The 18660-nt window shown below is 68.9% G+C and carries 17 protein-coding genes; 7 read left to right on the forward strand and 10 right to left on the reverse strand.

Annotated elements, in window-relative coordinates; genetic code table 11:
* Nucleotide 1 precedes the first annotated feature (1 nt).
* The 4 genes from RHCRD62_RS15270 to RHCRD62_RS15285 form a co-directional block, all read right to left on the reverse strand.
* Nucleotides 2–781 carry a class I SAM-dependent methyltransferase gene (locus tag RHCRD62_RS15270; protein WP_050065561.1) on the reverse strand — a complete coding sequence of 260 codons (780 nt, stop codon included), beginning with the start codon at nt 779–781 and terminating at the stop codon, nt 2–4.
* Between the two features lie 22 nt (nt 782–803).
* A complete protein-coding gene (locus tag RHCRD62_RS15275; protein ID WP_050065562.1) occupies nt 804–1304 on the reverse strand; it encodes a DUF2505 domain-containing protein in 501 nt (166 codons plus the stop codon).
* Nucleotides 1305–1409: 105 nt separating this feature from the next.
* On the reverse strand, nt 1410–1913 hold the full coding sequence (locus RHCRD62_RS15280; protein ID WP_050065563.1) for a DUF2505 domain-containing protein: 504 nt from the start codon (nt 1911–1913) through the stop codon (nt 1410–1412).
* Nucleotides 1914–1940: 27 nt separating this feature from the next.
* A complete protein-coding gene (locus tag RHCRD62_RS15285) occupies nt 1941–2444 on the reverse strand; it encodes a DUF2505 domain-containing protein (RefSeq protein ID WP_050065564.1) in 504 nt (167 codons plus the stop codon).
* Here RHCRD62_RS15285 and RHCRD62_RS15290 point away from each other — a divergent pair.
* Nucleotides 2443–3555: a UDP-N-acetylmuramate dehydrogenase gene (locus RHCRD62_RS15290; RefSeq protein WP_084734286.1), complete on the forward strand. Its 1113-nt coding sequence runs from the start codon at nt 2443–2445 to the stop codon at nt 3553–3555. The genes RHCRD62_RS15285 and RHCRD62_RS15290 overlap by 2 nt on opposite strands.
* A 70-nt stretch (nt 3556–3625) precedes the next feature.
* Nucleotides 3626–4858, forward strand: a complete 1233-nt coding sequence (locus RHCRD62_RS15295) for a L,D-transpeptidase (RefSeq protein WP_157050943.1) — start codon at nt 3626–3628, stop codon at nt 4856–4858.
* 29 nt (nt 4859–4887) lie between these two features.
* On the opposite strand, the gene RHCRD62_RS15300 is transcribed toward RHCRD62_RS15295, so the two are convergent.
* The 4 genes from RHCRD62_RS15300 to RHCRD62_RS15315 form a co-directional block, all read right to left on the reverse strand.
* Nucleotides 4888–5922, reverse strand: coding sequence for a DUF2804 domain-containing protein (locus RHCRD62_RS15300; protein ID WP_050065566.1), 1035 nt, complete (start codon nt 5920–5922; stop codon nt 4888–4890).
* Nucleotides 5923–5924: 2 nt separating this feature from the next.
* Nucleotides 5925–6668, reverse strand: a complete 744-nt coding sequence (locus RHCRD62_RS15305) for an SDR family NAD(P)-dependent oxidoreductase (RefSeq protein WP_050065567.1) — start codon at nt 6666–6668, stop codon at nt 5925–5927.
* Nucleotides 6669–6751: 83 nt separating this feature from the next.
* A complete protein-coding gene (locus RHCRD62_RS15310) occupies nt 6752–9169 on the reverse strand; it encodes an arylsulfatase (protein ID WP_050065568.1) in 2418 nt (805 codons plus the stop codon).
* Nucleotides 9169–10113 (reverse strand): TauD/TfdA dioxygenase family protein, encoded by a 945-nt coding sequence (locus RHCRD62_RS15315; RefSeq protein ID WP_050065569.1) that lies wholly within the window; start codon nt 10111–10113, stop codon nt 9169–9171. Before RHCRD62_RS15315 ends, RHCRD62_RS15310 begins: the two co-directional genes overlap by 1 nt.
* 504 nt (nt 10114–10617) lie before the next feature.
* Here RHCRD62_RS15315 and RHCRD62_RS15320 point away from each other — a divergent pair.
* The 5 genes from RHCRD62_RS15320 to RHCRD62_RS15340 all read left to right on the forward strand — a co-directional run bounded on the left by RHCRD62_RS15320 (nt 10618) and on the right by RHCRD62_RS15340 (nt 17116).
* Nucleotides 10618–11901, forward strand: coding sequence for an ROK family transcriptional regulator (locus tag RHCRD62_RS15320; protein ID WP_172671071.1), 1284 nt, complete (start codon nt 10618–10620; stop codon nt 11899–11901).
* The gene (locus RHCRD62_RS15325) at nt 11898–13496 is read left to right on the forward strand and encodes an ABC transporter substrate-binding protein (protein ID WP_253277331.1); all 1599 of its coding nucleotides are present in this window, start codon (nt 11898–11900) and stop codon (nt 13494–13496) included. Before RHCRD62_RS15320 ends, RHCRD62_RS15325 begins: the two co-directional genes overlap by 4 nt.
* Before the next feature lie 19 nt (nt 13497–13515).
* Entirely contained in the window at nt 13516–14475 is a 960-nt protein-coding gene (locus RHCRD62_RS15330; protein ID WP_050065570.1) for an ABC transporter permease, read from the forward strand.
* Between the two features lie 38 nt (nt 14476–14513).
* Nucleotides 14514–15377 (forward strand): ABC transporter permease, encoded by an 864-nt coding sequence (locus RHCRD62_RS15335; RefSeq protein WP_050065846.1) that lies wholly within the window; start codon nt 14514–14516, stop codon nt 15375–15377.
* Between the two features lie 89 nt (nt 15378–15466).
* Nucleotides 15467–17116: a dipeptide ABC transporter ATP-binding protein gene (locus RHCRD62_RS15340; RefSeq protein WP_050065571.1), complete on the forward strand. Its 1650-nt coding sequence runs from the start codon at nt 15467–15469 to the stop codon at nt 17114–17116.
* An 8-nt stretch (nt 17117–17124) separates the two neighbouring features.
* On the opposite strand, the gene RHCRD62_RS15345 is transcribed toward RHCRD62_RS15340, so the two are convergent.
* Both RHCRD62_RS15345 and RHCRD62_RS15350 read right to left on the reverse strand, forming a co-directional pair.
* Nucleotides 17125–17517 (reverse strand): PaaI family thioesterase, encoded by a 393-nt coding sequence (locus tag RHCRD62_RS15345; RefSeq protein ID WP_050065572.1) that lies wholly within the window; start codon nt 17515–17517, stop codon nt 17125–17127.
* Between the two features lie 21 nt (nt 17518–17538).
* A complete protein-coding gene (locus tag RHCRD62_RS15350; RefSeq protein ID WP_050065573.1) occupies nt 17539–18396 on the reverse strand; it encodes a class II glutamine amidotransferase in 858 nt (285 codons plus the stop codon).
* Nucleotides 18397–18660: the final 264 nt, after the last annotated feature.

The raw sequence follows: 18660 nt of genomic DNA on the forward strand, positions 1-18660 counted from the left end.
CTCAGGAGGGTGCGACCACCGACCAGGGGACGGTCAGCACGTTGTCCCGCAGCCTCCGCCTCGGCACCTCCACCGGAATGCCCTCGTCGCGCAACAGGTCCAGGGCCGCTCGCCACCGCACCCGCGGACCGAACGGCGCGTGCGGTGCCGCCGTCGCCCACGCCCGGTCCGCCGAGCGAAGCAGTCCGTGCACGCCCTCGCCGGGAACGTTGCGATGGATCAACGCCTTCGGAAGACGTTCGGCCACGTCGCCGGGCCGCTCGACGTCGAACGGGTCCCACGCCAGCGTCAACGACTGCGGGCCCTGCGCGTCGACGAGCACCCATGCGCAGCGGCGACCGAGTTCGTCGCAGGTGCCGTCGACGAGCAGACCGCCGGGTGCCAGTGACGATCGGATCTTCGACCAGGCCCCCGCCACGGCGTCCTCCGGGTACTGACGCAGGACGTTGAACGCGCGGACCAGAACCGGCTGGAGGCCTGCGAGTTCGAATCCGCCGCGTGCAAAGCTGACGCCGTCACGACCCTCGACCACGCGGTCCGGGTCGATCTCGAGGCCGACGACCCGCAGGTCCGGCCGCACAGTCCGCAATCGGGACGCCAGTTCGAAGGTGGTGTCGGGGCGTGCGCCGTAGCCGAGGTCGACGACCAGGGGGTTCGGGGCGCAGTGAAGCAGGTCGACGACCTGGGGCCGGTGCGTCAGCCAGCGGTCACTGCGACGCAGACGGTTGATCCCCGTCGTGCCGCGGGTGATCACACCGTCGGGTCTGGCGACGCGGTTCATGCCGGGAGATCCGAGAAACGGACTACTGCTGGGCGAGCCAGTCCGAGGTGACCCTGGCCTCGGTACGAAGCAGGTCGACCACGTTGACCAGCATCAACTGCTCGAGCTTGCCGCCGATGAAGGGGATGAACACCTTTGCCTCGGAGGACGTTCGCATGGTCGACCCGGAGTCGGTGGCGAACAGCGACATGGTGCCCTTGAGGCTTCCCGGTCCCGCCGGGATCGAGGCCTCGTAGGTGCCGGTGACGGTTTCACCGAACGCGCTGTACCGCTCCTTACGCGTGATGACCATGTCCTTCTTCATCACGGACTGGGCGGCGTCGGGCAGTGCGCTGCGCGGAATGAGGTGATTGAACACGAGGTCGATGCCGTCCTCGGTCACCTCGAACGACTCGACCTCGTTGTCCGAGAACTTCCGCAGTTCGATCATCCGCGCCTCCCAGTAGTCCCGGTTGGACAGCGCGGAGTACACCTCCTCTGTCGAGTGGGTGTAGCGAGCGGAGTAGTCGATGCGGCGAGCCATGAACGGGAGGTTACCGGCTCGGCACGCATCGACCACAACGATTCCGAAGGGGGCTTGCCTGACCTGAGCGGGCGCATGCACGCCCGATCAGGTGCGCGGGAACGCTCAGGCGTTGGCGGCGACCCACCCCTCGATGGCTTCCTGGTCGCGGCGCAGGATGTCGGTGACCTGGTCGGCGACCATGCCCTCGATCGCGCCGCCGATCAGCTTGATCGCGACCTCGACGTCACCCTCGAGGGTCAGCGTCGACTGGGCGCCGGCATCGGTGAGGACAGCGGAACCCTTCGCGGTGATGGGGAGACCGGTGGTGGTGACGGTGAAAGTGCCGTTGGCCTGGCCGTTCTCGAACGGACCCCATGCTTCGCCGCGGGTGAGGACCAGGTCGCCCTTGACGGCCTTCGACACCAGCGCGGGCAGCGCGTCCTTGTCCAGCACCTGGCTGATCGAGACGTCGACGGTGCCGTCGCCGCCGTTCAGGTGATCGAGGGTGACGCCGTTGTCGGCGCTCTTCTCGAGTCGGCCCAACCAGAAGTCGCGGTTGGTGAGAGCGCTGTGGACTGCGGCTGCGGGCGCGTTGTAGGTGAGGGTGAGTTCGATTCGGCGTGACATAGTCGGGCAGATTACATGTTTGTGCGGTTACTCACGAAGGCTCAGCCAGCCGGACGTGAACGCATCCTCGTGTTCGAAGATCTCGGTGATCCGGTCGGCGATCACCGCCTCGACCTTGCCACCGATTAGCGGAAGCGGAACCCGCACCTCGCCGTCGAGCGCGACGGTGGACCCGGTGCCCGCAGGCGACAGAGTCACCGTGCCCGTCAGCTCGCCCGGCAGTCCCGTCACCCGCGCGGTGACCGTGCCGGTCGCGCGCTCCCCGTCGAGCTCCTCCCACGCTTCGGTGCGCACGATCTCGAGATCGCCCGGCCGGATCTTCGTCACGACCGCAGGCAGGTGCTCGGCGGGGATCGACTGCGTCATCTCGACGGACACCGTGCCGTCGCCGACCTCGATCCGGTCGAGGCGGGCGTTGTCGCCGCCGACCTCGGCGATCCGATCGCGCCAGTATCGTTCGTCGGTCAGCGCGGCGTGCACGTCGGTGACCGACTGTGGGTAACTGACCGAATGCGGAATACGGCGCGCCATGTTCGGCACGCTACCGTGTGCACCCGTGCGGGTAGCGGAGGACGTGGCAGCCGAGTACGGCGCCGAACTGGACATGGACACGCCGATGTCGCAGCTGACGACGCTGCGTGTCGGGGGTCCTGCACACGCCATGCTGACCTGCCGCTCCACCGACACACTCGTCTCCGTTGTCCGTGCCCTCGATGCTGCGCGGGTGCCCGTGCTGATTCTGGGCGGCGGATCCAACCTGCTCGTCGACGACTCCGGGGTCGACGCGGTCGTCGTCCGGGTCGCGAACGACGCCATCCGGCTCGACGGTGAGGTGGTGTCCGCCGAGGCAGGCGCCGTCTGGGACGAGGTCGTCGCGCGCTCGGTGGCCGGGGGACTCGGCGGGCTCGAGTGCCTGGCCGGGATCCCGGGGTCCGCGGGCGCGACACCGGTGCAGAACGTCGGTGCCTACGGCGTCGAGGTGTCGTCGCTGCTGCGGCGGGTGCAGTTGCTCGACCGGGCGTCGGGGGAGGTGCGCTGGGTGCGGCCCGACGCACTCGGACTGGGCTATCGCACCAGCATGCTCAAGCACACGGACACCGCCGTCGTCCTCGCTGTCGAGTTCACCGCGACCGAGGACGGGCTCAGCGCGCCCCTGCGCTACCGGGAACTGGCGTCCGCGCTCGGCGCGGCCGAGGGCGAGCGTCGCCGCGCGGCGGAGGTGCGCGAGGTGGTTCTCGGGTTGCGCGCGGGCAAGGGCATGGTCCTCGACGGGACCGACCACGACACATGGAGCGCGGGCTCCTTCTTCACCAATCCGGTGGTCCCAGACGGGCAGTTGCCCGCGGTGTTGGACGCGATCTCGGCGCGGGTGGGTGATGTCCCGGTTCCGCAGTTCCCCGCGGACGGCGGCGTCAAGCTGTCGGCGGGCTGGTTGATCGAGCGCGCGGGATTCGCGAAGGGGTATCCGGGTCCCGCTGCGGCGGCCCGGTTGTCGACGAAGCACACGCTGGCGTTGACGAATCGCGGCGCCGCGGCTGCGGGTGACGTGCTGGCACTCGCTCGCGAGGTGCGGGCCGGGGTGCAGGACGCGTTCGGGGTGCGGTTGGAGCCGGAACCGGTGACGGTCGGCTGCACGGTCTGAACCGTCGTCTCGCCGGGTATCCCCAGGTTGTGACGCCGAGCACACCTGCGGCGTCGGTACCGTGGAGTGCGTGGCTACACGGGGTAAACGGACGAATCGGACACGAGGGCGGGCTGTCCTCGCACTGCTGGCTCTGCTGACCGCGCTGGTCGCGCTGGTCGCGGGCTGCTCCAACGGCGGCGCTGCCGGGCCGGTCGCGCAGCAGGAACCCGACGCCACGGTCACCGTTACCCAGGAGCCGGCCGTCGGCGCATCCGATGTCGCACCCTCCGCGCCGGTCAGCGTCACCGCATCCGGCGGAACCCTGCAGAACGTCGCGCTCACCAGCCCGGCGGGCAAGGTCGTGCAGGGCACGCTGTCGTCGGATCGGAGCACGTACACCGTCACCGAACCGCTCGGCTACGGCGCCACGTACACCTGGTCCGGGACCGCCGTCGGCACCGACGGCGACACCACGCCGGTCGACGGGTCGTTCACGACGGTCGAGCCGGAGTCCGTCACCTCGGTGACCACCTACATCGCGGACGGGCAGGAGGTCGGCATCGCCGCCCCCGTCATCCTCAAGTTCGACGCGCCCGTCGCGGACAAGGCTGCAGTCGAGAAGTCCCTGTCCATCACCACCAACCCGCCGACCGTCGGGTCGTGGGCGTGGCTCGCCGACGACGGCGGGTCCCGTGTGCACTGGCGTCCGAAGAACTACTGGACGCCGGGAACCACCGTCCACGTCGCAGGCAACCTGTACGGCACGGACTACGGCGACGGCGCGTACGGAGAGTCCGACTTCACCCTCGACTTCACGATCGGCCGCAGCCAGATCGTGAAGGCCGACGCCACCAGCCACCGCATGCAGGTGGTCCGGGACGGCGCGACGATCATGGACATTCCCGTCAGCTACGGCGAAGGCAACGAGGATCGCAATGTCACGCGCAGCGGCGTGCACGTCGTCACCGAGATGCACGAGGACTTCCTGATGTCGAACCCGCCGTATTACGAGAACGTCCGCGAACGCTGGGCGGTGCGGATCTCGAACAACGGTGAGTTCATCCACGCGAACCCCGCGACGACCGGCGTCCAGGGGTCGGCGAACGTCACCAACGGGTGCATCAACCTGTCGCTGTCCGACGCCGAGGAGTACTTCGGGACGGCGATGTACGGCGACCCCGTCGAGGTGACCGGCACCCGCATCGACCTGTCGCCCGCCGACGGCGACATCTACGACTGGGCGTTCGACTGGGAGACCTGGAAGTCGATGTCCGCACTGCCCGCGGGCAACGACACGGCCGCCGCCCTCCCCTCCCGCTGACACCCCTCACCCTGGGGTGACGCGGGGGATCACCAGCGGTTGCGGACCTGTTCGGCGAACCCGAGCAGGTCGCGGACCTCGACGCGACTGCCGTCGTCCAGGACGACGTGACCCGAGTAGCGGCCGAACACCTGGTGCTGGATCGACGCGAGGACCTTCAGGTCGGTCGTCGCGGCGCGGTCGAGGATCGGCGTGAACGTCATCTCGAAGCGTCCGTCGTTGCTGGTGAAGGTCCAGTCCGAGTCGTCGTACGGGCCGCCGTCGTCGGTTCCCGGCGGCAGGTGGAACGTCACCGCGTCCAGCTTGTGGGCGACCCCGCCGACGAAGACGATGTTCTCGGTGGCGGCGGAGGTGTCGCCGAAGCCGTACCCGATGTTGAAGCCGAACGGCCTGCCGTCGACGACGCCGGATGCCGAACCCCAGTACCAGGTGTTGTCGTACGTCCACACGCCGCGACCCCAGTCGAAGACGCCGAATGCGCTGTCCGGCTCGAAGCGGACGGACTGCTCACCGACCGTGATCGTGCCGCTCGCGGGCAGGCAGTTGATCTTCTGGTTGTAGTAGAACGCCTTCGGTGCGTCGGGGAACGGGGTCGCGATCACCATCCGGTCCATCGACGGCTGCGCGAGGACCAGTTCACCGTGCAGGCCGCGGCCGTCGTCGAAACCGGGATGGTCGACGGTGAGGATGCGGCCCGCCGCGGTGTGCCGGTACTCGATCCGCAGCCCGCGGTGCGCGGCCAGGACGTCGCCGGTGTCCGCGCTCGCGGGCAGACGCATCCGCCCCAGTGGGAACGGCGTCATCACGTTCTCGGTGACCTCGGTGCGTGCAGCGAAGTCCAGCCACGACACCCCCAGCAGACCCATGTACCCGTTGTCGGCGACGGTCAGCGCCAGCCCGTGATCCGGGGTCAGGACGCAGTAGTAGTCCCATTCCTTGATGCGCAGCCGGCTCGCGGCGACAGCACTCCGGTCGTACCGGCGCACCTCGGACCTGGACCAGCCGGCCTGCCCGAGTCGGCCGTGCCCGTCGAGGAGGTCGCCGGGCGTCAGTTCGCGCTGCATGGCTAGGTGCGGGAGAACCGGCCGGCCGACGCCTGGTCGCGTGGCTTCATGACGATCTGGTCGAGATTCACGTGCGAGGGTCGGGTCGCGACGAACCCGATCACCTCGGCGACGTCGGCTGCGACGAGCGGGGTGATGCCCTCGTACACCTTCGCGGCGCGCTCTTCGTCGCCGTCGAAACGGACGAGGGAGAACTCGGTCTCGACGGCGCCGGGCGCGATTTCGGTGAGCCGCACCGGTTGCCCGAGCAGTTCGCCGCGCAGTGTCCGGTGCAGCACGGCCTGGGCGTGCTTTGCGGTGGTGTAGCCGGACCCGTTGTCGTACGCCTCGAGCGCCGCGATGGACGTGATCGTGATGATCAGTCCGTCGCCCGACTCGATCAGCTTGGGCAGCAGTGCCTTGGTCACGCGCAGGGTGCCGAGGACGTTGGTTTCCCACATCCAGCGCCAGTCGTTCAGGTCGGCGTCGAGGACGGTGGACAGGCCCTTGGCGCCGCCCGCGTTGTTGACCAGGACGTCGACGCGCGGCAGGACCGCGGCGAACGCGTCGACGGAGTCCTCGTCGGTGACGTCCAGTTCGAGTGCGGTGCCGCCGATGTCGTTCGCGAGGCGTTCGAGGCGGTCGAGGCGGCGGGCGCCGACGACGACGTGGAAGCCCTGCGCGGCGAGCGTCCGGGCAGTGGCCTCGCCGATTCCCGAGCTCGCTCCGGTGACGACGGCGACTTGTGCATCAGGCGAAATGGTCATGTCCTCACCCTAGGCGGCTCCGCCGCTCGTGCGCGGTTCACGGGTCTGGAGACCCGGAAAAACGCACGAGCGGCGCAGGTGCCTCAGTCGGCGGCGAACTCGGCCTCGCGCTCGATCGCCTCGACCGCCGCGGGCGGGACACCGATCGGGCCAGGGGAGTAGGTCACGGCCGTAAGACCGCCCGTGTAGCGGAACGGTCCGCGACGCTCGCGCAGATCCCACGACACCGGCCCACGGGCGTCGACCCCGACCGAGATGCCGGTCCACGGCGCCATCCCGACGAGCTGCACCTGTCCGAGCAGTTCGGCGGCGGGAGCGCCGTCGACGCGGATGGTGAAGTCCCACCGCAGGCGCGGAGCCACGACAGCGGACACCTCCACCACCCGGGCGCCGGTCGGCAGCGGTCCGGCGTCGACGGAGGTGTAGCGGCCGTAGCTGTTGACACCGAACACCAGGTGTCCGTCCTCGACGTACAGCAGGTAGCCGCCCTGCGGATCGCCGTGCGCGACCAGGACGCCCTCGTCGCCGGGCGCGAAGCCTGCGGAGCCGCCCCCTTCTGCGCCGGGCGCGAAGCCTGCGGAGCCGCCCCCTTCTGCGCCGGGCGCGAAGCCTGCGGAGCCGCCCCCTTCGGCGCCGGGCGAGTGCCCGGACAGCTCGACGCGAATGTCGAAGTCCCGAAACGAGATCAGCTTCGACGAGCGGTACCGCTCCAGCGTCGGCGTGCCGGGCAGGATGCGAACCGGCCGCGCGAGCGCCGCCTCGGCCGGCCTGCGCGTGAACAGGGCGGCCGGGGTGATCAGCGGGAACACGGTGTTCGCCCACGCCGAGTCGTCCCAGGCGGCGGCCAGTTCGGCGACCTTCTCCGGGTACCGGTCCGCGACGTCGTGGATCTCGGTGGGATCGGTGCGGACGTCGAACAGTTGCCACTGGGGCCGGTCGACGTCCAGTCCCGGATGGAGGGCGAGCAGCTTCCAGCCGTCCCGGTAGAAGCCGCGGTTACCCACCATCTCCGTGTACTGCTCGGTGTGGTCGCTCGCGGCGGAGGGGTCGCGCAGCAGCGCAGACGCGTCGACCCCGTCGAACGTCTTGACGGGCAGGCCCTTCCGCTCGGTGGGCACGGTGACCCGGGCGAGGGTGAGCAGCGTCGGAGCGAGGTCGGTGACGTACGCGAACTGGTCCCGGACGCCGTTGTCCTCGGACCCCCTGGGCAGCCCCGCAGGCCACGACAGCACGAACGGCACGCGGACACCGCCCGCGAACGACTGGCCCTTGTAGAACCGGAACGGGGTGTTCGACACCTGACCCCAGCCGCGCGGGTAGTGCACGCCCAGCTTCGCGGACCCGATCAGCTCCTCGTCGTGCGGCACGTCCCGAACCCAGTCGGGATCCGGGACGCGCGCGAACTCCGCGAAGTAGCTGCGGGTGCCCTCGGCTCCGCCCTCAGCGGTGCCACCGTTGTCGGACGTGAACACGACGATGGTGTTGTCGAGTTCGCCGAGTTCCTCGATGGTGTCGAGAATGCGGCCGACGGACTGGTCGACCGAGTCGACCATCGCCGCGTAGACCTCCATGTACCTGGCGAATCGCTGCTGCTGCTCGTCGGACAGCGACTCCCACGCGGGGACGTCGTATCCGGGTTCGGAGTTGCGGGGTGCGGCCCGTGTGCCCTCGGGGAACAGTTCCTGCGCCAGCTGGGAGGCGAATCGCTTCTCCCGCAACGTGTCCCAGCCGGAGGCGTACTTTCCCCGGTACTTGGCGATGTCGGAGTCCTTGGCCTGCAACGGGCCGTGCATCGCGACGTGTGCGAAGTAGAGGAAGAAGGGTTTGTCGGGCTCGTGGGCGCGCAGGTCCTGCAGGTAGGAGACGGCCTTGTCGGTGAGGTCGTCGGTCAGGTAGTAGCCCTCGGGGTACTCGTCGACGTCGACGGCGGAGTTGTCCGACACCAGCTGATTCGGGTGGAAGAACGAGTTCAGTCCCTCGAGCGACCCGTAGTAGCGGTCGAACCCCCGCTGTGTCGGCCACGAGTCGCGATTGCCTCCCGGTCGAATGTTCGCGTCGCGCACCAGATGCCACTTGCCGACGGCGTACGTCGCGTAACCGCCTGCGCGCAGGATCTCGGGGAGCGTCTGGGTGTCGTCGGACAGTTCGAGTCGCAGTCCGGGGAATCCCGGATCGGCGTTCGCGACGAAGCCGTATCCGGCCCGGTGCGGGTTGACGCCGGTCAGCAACGCTGCGCGCGACGGTGAGCACAGCGGTGTGGTGTGGTAGTTCGACAACCGCACACCCGAGGCGGCGAGACGGTCGAGGTTGGGTGTGTCGATCTCGGATCCGAACGGTCCGATGTCGCTGTATCCCATGTCGTCGATGACGATGACGACGATGTTCGGGGACCCCGGCGTGGCCGAACTCTCCTCGGGCCACGACGGGATCGAGTCGTCGGCGGTGCGGGCGATGCGTCCGGTGAAGCCCTCGTAGCCCCGGGCGTGTGATGGAACGGTCATCAGGCGTCGGCCAGGACGGGGTTGTCGATGGACGAGAAGTGCGAGGCGTCGCCCGTGACGATCCTGCTGCGTTCGCCGTGGATGTTCACCGGTACGTCGCCGGCGAGGGTGATCCGGGTGAGGCGACGACGCTGGCCGTCGTAGTCGTCGATGGCGTAGTGCTGCGTCGCGCGGTTGTCCCAGATTGCGACGTCTCCGGCCTCCCAGTTCCAGCGAGTCGTGTTCTCCAGCTTGGTGACTCGCGCCTGGAGAAGCTGGAAGAGTGCCAGGGACTCGCTGGTGGAGAGGCCGACGAAGTTCTTGATGAAATGTCCGAGCAGCAGGGTGCGTTCACCGGTCTCGGGGTGCACACGGACCACGGGGTGCTGCGTCTCGTAGTAGGTCGACTGGAACTCGCGACGGTATTCCTCGGTGTTCGAGTCCAGTGCGTCCGTCGTCTGGGACGAGTAGTCGTAGATGTTCGTGTGGGTTGCCCACAGGTTCTCGACGAGGGCCTTGAGCGGTTCCGGCAGCGACTCGTAGGCGGCGGTGCTCGATGCCCACGTGGTGGAGCCGCCGTAGGTGGGGAGTGCCTCGGCACGCAGGATCGACGCCTTCGGGATCCGGTCGACGAACGTGACGTCCGTGTGCCAGCTGTTGGCGCGGCCGTACTCGGAGTCGATCGGGAGGATCTTCTCGCCCTTGGAGGTGACGGTCGGATGCGCGGTGGTCGGGTCGCCGAGCAGGCGGGCGAACTCGTACTGTGACTCCTCTGTCAGGTGGCGCTGGCCGCGGAAGAAGATCACCTTGTGCTCGAGCAGTGCCTTGCGAACCAGTGCCACACCGGCCGGGTCGAGGTCGCCGCCGAGAGTGATGCCGTCGATTCGGGCACCGATGTGTGCGCCGAGTTTGGTGACGGCCGGCGCGGCCGTCGCACTGGGGTTGGAGGCGAAATCGATGGACATGGTGGACCTTTCGTCGTCGCGGTGGGCGCTGGCTTCGTGTCATGCAACCGGAGGGCCGAAGTGCGGCACAGGGTTACGGTCACCGTGATTCGTTTCCCCGGGCGGCGGGGAGAATGCAGAAGCGGGTATTTCCCCTCCGCGACGGGGGAATGTGGCGGGTATTTCCCCTCCAGTGCAGGAGAATTCGACCGATTCCCCCGTCTTGTCGGGAGATTCCACGGGGTGCTACCTTGTCGCCATGACTTCCGGCCGGCCTTCCCCCTTGCGGGTCACGTATGTGACTGCCGCACTGGGCTCGCGCCTGCCTCTTGCGCGGGAACTCTGTTGTTCCCCTCGCGGTATCTGTAGCTGATCACGCTGCCGCACTCCTCCGCACGTCGTCTCCCGTAGGGAACTGTGACGTGTCGGAGTCGATTCGCTTCCGCTCCCGGTAATCGGGGGTGGTCGGCAGCGTTCCTCCACCGTGTCGGCATGTCCCTTCCGGGACGAAGCGCAAGGAACCCTGTGACCATCACTGCCCTGACTTCGACCACCCATCCCCGTCCGGCCGTTCGCCGCGCCCCACGCGTCGCCGTACGCCGCCCCGCGACGTCGGCCCAGGTCGTGCCTCCCGCGCTGCGGATATCGGACGTGCCCGCCGCCGCGGTGTTTCGGGTTGCCTGCGCACAGGGCCCCATCTCCCGCGACACCGCGGCGAAGGCGACGGGGCTCAGCACCGCCACCGTCAACCGCCAGGTCGCGGCGATGCTCGGGGAGGGGTTGCTGCGTGAGCGCGCGGACCTCACGGCGTCCGGCGTCGTCGGACGTCCGCGGGTGCCGTTCGAGGTCAACCACGAGCCCTACCTGACCGTCGGCGTCCACATCGGGGCGCTGGTGACCGGGATCGTTGCCGGTGACCTGCGGGGACGCATCCTCGGTGCGGTCGAGATCCCGACTCCCTCCGGCCATCAGGATCTCGCACTCGCACAGATCACCCGCAGTGCCCGACTCTTCCTCGGCCGCTGGCATCGTCGCCGACCCCTGTGGGTCGGCGTCGCACTCGGCGGCCGAGTGGACGCCACTTCGGGTCACGTCGACCATCCGCGCCTGGGCTGGTCGGACGCACCGGTCGGTGACATCATCGGCGGAGGGCTCGGGCTCCCGGTGTCGGTGGCGGGCCACGTCGAGGCGATGGCTGCGTCCGAACTGCTTCTCGCTCCCCACCGTCCCGGAGACAATGCCAACGCGGGCACCAGCCTGTACTTCTACTCTCGCGAAACAGCCGGGGTCGCACTGACACTCGACGGACGTGTGCACACTCCGTCGAGCGGACCCGGCTCGATCGCGCATCTTCCGACCGGCTCGGACGTGCGGTGCGTCTGCGGCGCTCGCGGGTGCCTCGAGGCGACCGTCAGCGACCGGGCCGTCACCGATGCCGCGCTCGCGGCGGGCATCGTCGACTCGCGCGACGCCGGGATCAGCGGCGTGTACCGCGCCGCCTCGTCCGGTTCCCTCGCGGCGCACGAACTGCTGGTCGAGCGGGCACGGGTGCTCGGGCGGACGGCGGCGATGCTGCACGACCTGTTCAACCCGGACCGCGTCATCCTCGGAGGTCAGGCGTTCACCGAGTATCCGGCAGCGGTGCCGCACGTCGCGGAGTCGTTCGCCCGGACATCGCGCTTGGCGCGCAAGGACATTCGTATCACCGGCTTCGGCAACCGAGTCCAGGAATTCGCGGCGGGCGTCGTCTCGCTGAGCGCCCTGCACTCCGATCCCCTCACCTCTATTCGAAGGACTTCCGTTCAGTGAGCAAGACATCGCTTCATGTGGCCCTCGACCGGCGCACCTTCTTCCGCGGCGCCGGCCTCACCGCCGTCGCCGTCCTCGGGACCGGGCTGCTCGGTGCCTGCTCGTCCGCCGTCGAGGAGCAGAGCGCAGGCGCGGCCGGGACGTCCGAGCCTGTACGAGGAGGCACCCTCAAGGCCGGGATCGGCGAGGACGTCCTGCCTGCGACGTTCCTGACGAACACGTCGGGTGCGACGACCGTCATCGGACTGGCCTACGACAGCCTCATCTCCTACCCGCACGACAAGGTCGAGCCGCAGCCGCGACTGGCATCGGGGTGGACGCTCGCCCCCGACGGCTTGTCGCTGGCGCTCGATCTGCGCGACGACGTCACCTTCCACAGCGGTCGCCCGTTCACGTCGAAGGACGCCGAGTTCTCGATCCGGACCTACGCGGACCCGAAGTGGACCGCGCAGCTGCGCAGCACGGCGGCGGCGATCACCGCGTTCGACACCACCGATCCGCACCGACTCGTCCTGACCTTCGCGCATCCTCTCGGCAACATCTTCGACCTGCTCGACACCGTCCCGATCCTCGACAGCGAGACCATCGACAAGCTCACCGCCGGAGAGGCATTCATCGGAACCGGGCCGTTCAAGCTGACGGCCCGGGTGCCGAGCACCTCGCTGACCTTCGAGCGGAACGAGAACTACTGGATCCCCGAACGGCCCTACCTCGACCGTGTCGAGGTGTCGATCATCCCCGACGCGCAGGCCCTGCTGAGTTCCCTCAAGTCCGGCCAGGTCCAGCTCGTCAACGGACTCAACTACCGCGACATCGAGACGATCGGCAAGACGGCCGGATACCAGGCGATTCCGCTGGAAGGCGCCGAACTCCAGGTGTACGTCGGCACGAACGTCACCAACCCCGCGCTGTCCGACGTGCGGGTGCGCAAGGCGATCGCATATGCGCTGGACCGCGAGCGCATCGTGAGCGAGGTGTTCCGGAGCTCGGGCTACCCGGTGAACCTGCCTTGGCCGAAGTCCTCACCCGCGTACGACGAGGCCCGCAACTCCACCTACACGCGGGACGTCGTGAAGGCCAAGCAGGTCCTCGCGGAATCCGTTGTGGCCGTGCCGAACCTGACGCTGTCCTATGGCGCGGGCAATCCGTTCTACGAGGCGACGGCGCAGATCGTGCAGGCGAACCTCGCCGAGATCGGCATCCAGACGACGCTCGATCCGCAGGAGTACGCGTCGTTCGTCAAGAACCTGATCGGTGCCCAGTTCCCGGGCCTGTGGGTGACCTTCCACTCGTGGGCGCAGTACGTGCCGTCGACGCTGACGGTCAGTGCGTACCCGTTCAACGCACGGAAGAACGCATCCCGCTTCGACAGTCCCGCGTACGTCGCGGCCGCGGACGCCGCGTGGAAGGTGCCGGACGGCTTCAGCGATCAGGCGATCGCCGCCTACGGGGCGGTCAGCGATCAGCTGCTGGAGAACCTGTTCCTCATCGAGATCGGCGTCATCTACAACCAGTACGCCGCAGCGGCGGCCGTCCGGGACGTCGGGTGGACGAAGCGGTCCGAGATCCAGCTCACGGACACCTACCTGGCCTGATCCGAGAAAGGAGCCCGTCATGGTGCGCTATCTCGTGCATCGGGTGCCCTCCGCAGTCGCGGTCCTCGTGTTGGCCTCGCTTCTGATCTTCTTCGTCCTCCGACTCGTTCCGGGCGATCCGGCGACCACCCTCGCCGGTCCGGATGCCTCGCCGGAAGCGATTGCTGCCGTGCGGCATTCGCTGGGTCTCGACCGCTCGATCCCGGCCCAGTACGCGGCCTGGCTCGGCGACATGGTGACCTTCGACCTGGGTCGGTCCTACGTTCTCGGTGGCCAGATCGCCGACCTTGTCGGCGACGCCCTGCTCAACACGGTGGTGCTGACGGCTGCCGCCCTGCTGCTCGCCGTCGTCGTCAGCCTGGTGCTGTCGGTCGCGGTCGTGGTGTGGCCGACGCGATGGCTGACGGGCGTCGTCGCGGCCTTCAACACCCTGGCCGTGGCGCTGCCGACGTTCGTCACCGGTGTCCTGTTGGTGCTGGTGTTCGCGGTGCTGCTCCCGCTGCTGCCCGCCGGCGGCGTTCCCCCGGACGGGTTCCTCGCCCGGCCGGACATCTCGGTGCAGTACCTCGCGCTGCCGACCGTCTGCCTCGGCCTGCCGGTCGCCGCCGCCCTCACCCGATTCCTCACCGAGGCGCTGCGCACCGAGATGCGGCAGCCGTACATCCTCACGGCACGGGCACTCGGGGTGTCGCGGTGGAACCTGGTGACCCGCAGCGCACTGCGCAATGCGTTGCCGACGATGCTGACCATCCTCGGTCTGCAAACCGGGCAGCTCCTCGGCGGTGCGGTGCTCGTCGAGGCGATCTTCGCGTGGCCCGGCATCGGGCAGCTGATCGAGCAGGGCATCAGTCGGCGCGACTACCCCGTCGTGCAGGTGCTGCTGCTGATCGCGGTGTCGGTCTTCGTGATCGTCCAGCTCGTCACCGATGTCGTGCACGCCTACCTGGATCCCCGGATCCGGATCGGAGGATCGTCGTGAGCGTGCCGGAGACGAAGGTCGACGCGGTTACCTCGGTGATGGACACGGTTGTCGCGGCGGACCGGACGGTGCCCGATCCGCCGCGACGCAGACGGCCCGTCGTCACCGCCCTGACCCGGGGTCAGGGGCTCGTCGGTGTGCTGCTGCTTGCCGGTGTCGCGCTCGCGGGGCTGCTGGCGCACTGGATCGCGCCGTTCGATCCGAACGCCCAGATCCCGGGTGCCAACCTCCTCGGGCCGAGCGCCGAACACTGGTTCGGCACCGACGAGGTCAACCGGGACGTGTACTCCCGTGTCCTGCACGGGATCCGGATCAACCTGCAGATCATTCTGATCGCAGTGCCGATCGGTGCTCTCGTCGGCTCGCTGCTCGGCCTGATCTCCACGCTGCATCCCGTCACCGACGTCGTCGCGCAGCGGCTGTTCGACGTGGTGCTCGCGTTCCCCGCGCTGATCCTGGCGATAGCGCTGGCGGCGATCGTCGGTCCCGGCGCACTGACCGTCGGCATCGTCATCGTCGTCGCGGAGATCCCGATGTTCGGCCGCACCGTCCGAACCCAGGTACTCAGGATCCGGGAACTGCCGTACGTGGAGGCGGCCGAGGTGATCGGCGCGTCACGCTGGTGGACGCTGCGCACCCATGTGCTGCCCAACGCGTCCGAACCGTTGGCGGTGCAGCTCGCGCTGTCGATGTCGGTGGCCGTGTTCGTCGAGTCCGCGATGAGCTTCATCGGCATCGGCGTCCGCCCACCCGAACCGTCACTGGGGTCGATCGTCGCCGACGCCGTCCCGAACCTCGACGCCAACCCCATGTTCGCGATCGGCCCCCTCGCCGTCATCGCGGCTCTGGTGCTCGGGTTCCTGCTGATCGCCCAGGCGCTCGGCTCCGCCCGGCGCACCTGACCCTGCATTCGGTTCCCTGATGTCACATCGGCTCACTCAGCGATACCAAATGTGACATCAAGGAACCCCGCTCAGAGGAGTACACGACGATGACCCAGACGATCCTCGACATCGAGAACCTCACCATCCGGTTCGGCCCGGACACCGATCCGGTGGTCACCGAGCTCGACCTCGCCGTCGGGGCGGGCGAGATCGTCGCGCTGGTGGGCGAGTCGGGGTCGGGCAAGTCGATGACGGCGAAGGCCGTGCTCGGTCTGCTGCCCGACGGCGCCGCAGCCACCGGCTCCGTCCGGCTCGGCGGCGACGAGATCGTCGGCACCACGGAGGCCGACCTCGCCCGACTGCGCGGCACCCGTGCGGCGATGGTCTTCCAGGAACCGCAGACCGCGCTCAACCCGGTGCAGAAGGTCGGCTGGCAGATCGCGCAGGCGCTGAAGGCGCGCGGCAGGATCTCGCGCGCCGACGCCCGCGCCCAGGCGGTCGAATTGTTGCGTTTGGTCGAGATTCCCGACCCCGAACTGCGCGTCGACTGGTACCCGCATCAGCTGTCCGGAGGGCAGAAGCAGCGCGTCGTGATCGCTCTCGCCCTATCTGGGAACCCGGACCTCCTGATCGCCGACGAGCCTACGACCGCGCTTGACGTCACGGTGCAGGCAGAGATTCTCACGCTGCTGCGTTCCCTGCGCGACGAGCGGGGTACCGCGATCCTGCTGATCACCCACAACATGGGGGTGGTGGCAGACATCGCCGAGCGGGTTGCGGTGCTGCGCCGCGGGAAGCTGGTCGAGGAGCGTGCGGTGCACGATCTGTTCACCGCGCCGCGGGAGCGGTACACCCGGCAATTGCTGGCCGCCGTCCCGCGCCTGCCCGACGGCAATGTGGAGGTGGCGGAGGTCGCGGCGTCGGCAAAGACGCCGGTGCTGTCGATCCGCGACCTCGACGTCGTGTACCCGGCGAGGCTGGGCAACAAGGAGTTCCACGCACTGCACTCGGTGAGCCTCGACGTCGCGGCGGGTGAGGTGCTCGGCCTGGTGGGGGAATCCGGTTCCGGCAAGACCACTCTCGGTAGGGCCGCGCTCGGCGTCGTCACGGCGACGTCGGGGGCGGTCACCGTGGATGGCGTCGACCTGACGACGGTGTCCGCACGCGAATTGCGGGCAGTGCGGCGTGGTGTCTCGCTCGTGCACCAGGATCCGGCGGCGTCGCTCGATCCCAGGCGGAGCATTGCGGACTCGATCGGGGAGCCACTCGTCGTGCATCGGGCGGCGTCCGGAGCGTTGCTGCGCACGCGGGTCGAGGAACTGCTCGACTCGGTGCGCCTGCCCCGAGCGTTCGCTGACCGCCGGCCGTCGGAGTTGTCCGGTGGTCAGCGTCAGCGGGTCGCGCTGGCCCGGGCGCTGGCGTTGGCGCCGCGACTGCTCGTCGCCGACGAACCGACCAGTGCGCTGGACGTCTCGGTGCAGGCGGAGGTGTTGGACCTGTTCGCCGACCTGAGGCAGGAGTACCGCTTCGCGTGCCTGTTCATCAGCCACGACCTCGCGGTCGTTCATCAGGTCGCCGACCGGGTGGCGGTGCTTCGTCGCGGCGAGGTGGTAGAGACCGGACTCACCGCAACGGTTTTCGGTAAGCCTCGCGACGAGTACACCCGCGGACTGCTCGAGGCCGTGCCGCTGCCGGATCCGGAACTGCAGCGTCGACGCCGGACGCCGGACGCGGTGGCCTTGTCCGCGGTGGGCTGACGCAGGGGTCAGTTCGCGAGCACGGCCTGCGACTGGGTCACCTGAGCCACCAGGCGCCCCTCGTCGTCGCGGACCTCGACGGACACCGCGATGGTGGAGCGTCCGACGTGCAGTGGGCGCGCGGTCGCAGTGACGGTGCCGCCGCGAACGCCGCGGGTGAACACGGCGTTCGAACTCGTCGTCGACGTCATGGCGCCGGGCGGGAGGTTGAGGAACGCGCAGACGGCGCCCACGCTGTCCGCCAGTGTCATCACCGCGCCGCCGTGCATCGCGGCGCCTGCGGTGGTTCGGTGGTCGTCCCAGTCGAGAGTTCCGACCGTCTCCTCGGGCCCGGCGGCGGTGAGCGCGACCCCGGTGTGGACGGCGAACGGCATCGAGGCCAGTAGATCGTCGAGGTTCATGGGTCCGATGGTAGGGCGGGATCAGTGTCCCGCCTGTGAGGCCGCGGCGGTCGGATTCAGGTCCGCCATCGTCAGCGGATGCGCGGGCGGGTGGTCGACGACGACCGTGCGGGAGACGGTCAGGTCCGCGGCGACGTGCAGTAGTTCGCCCGGTGCGAGTGGGCTCCAGCCGGGGTTCTCGTCCATCGGTTCACTGGCCACCACCACGGCGGGCGCGGTGGCCAGGTCCCCGGACCGGACGCGGACCGTGCCTGCCGCGCTCGCGTGTTCGAGGTGACGGCCGGCGTCGCCGCCGCGCTCGAGGACAAACAGTTGGTGGGTGTCGGGGTAGCGCACCGCCCACATCTCGGTTGCCGTGGTGAGCACGAGGTTCGCGGCGAGTACCGGCAGTTCGTCGGCGACCCACCGCAGTGCCTCGCCGATACCTGCGGTGACGTCGCCGCACGCGTCGACGTGCTTGGTGATCAGGGCGAACAGGCGCTCGGAGTCGGTGTCGCCGCGGACGAGCGAGAGGTACGGCCCGAGCTCGGCGTCCAGCTTCGGCAGATCCTCGAGGACGCCGTTGTGCGCGAAGATTCGGTCGCGCTGGGTGAACGGGTGCGTGTTGGTGTCGGTGAGTCCGCCGGTCGACGCATAGCGGATGTGTGCGACGAAGGTCGTCGACTTCCGTTCCCGGGCCTCGGTTGCGAACGCCGGATCCTGGTAGGCGGCAAGTGGCTGCTTCTCGATCAGGGGCTCACCGCTCTCGGTGAAGGTGCCGAGGCCGGTGCCGTCCGGTTCGCGCCTGCTCTGCGCGGCGAGGCTGTCGGAGGCGTCGAGTAGCCAGAACGTGGCCCGCACCCGGGCCGGTGCACTGGACATCGCGAAGAGCCGGCACATGTCTCCACGGTAGAGGCGGCTCCGCCGCAATGGTGGCTTTTCGGATGCGGATCTCCACGATCCGGCGTCGGAAAAAGCGGTTGCCGAGGCTGTTAGCGTGTTTGTAGTGGGACTGCTGGAGTCCGCTGCTATCGAGACCGATCGAGGTGGGTTGATGACTGTCGTGGTGACGGCTGCCGTGTGCAGCGCCCGGATCATCCCCACTTCCCGGGCCTCGCCCTGATCCACACCTGCCGTTCTCTGCCCCGGCGGAGTTCTCGGGTG

Source organism: Rhodococcus sp. RD6.2, assembly GCF_001040705.1.
Taxonomy (GTDB): domain Bacteria; phylum Actinomycetota; class Actinomycetes; order Mycobacteriales; family Mycobacteriaceae; genus Rhodococcus_G.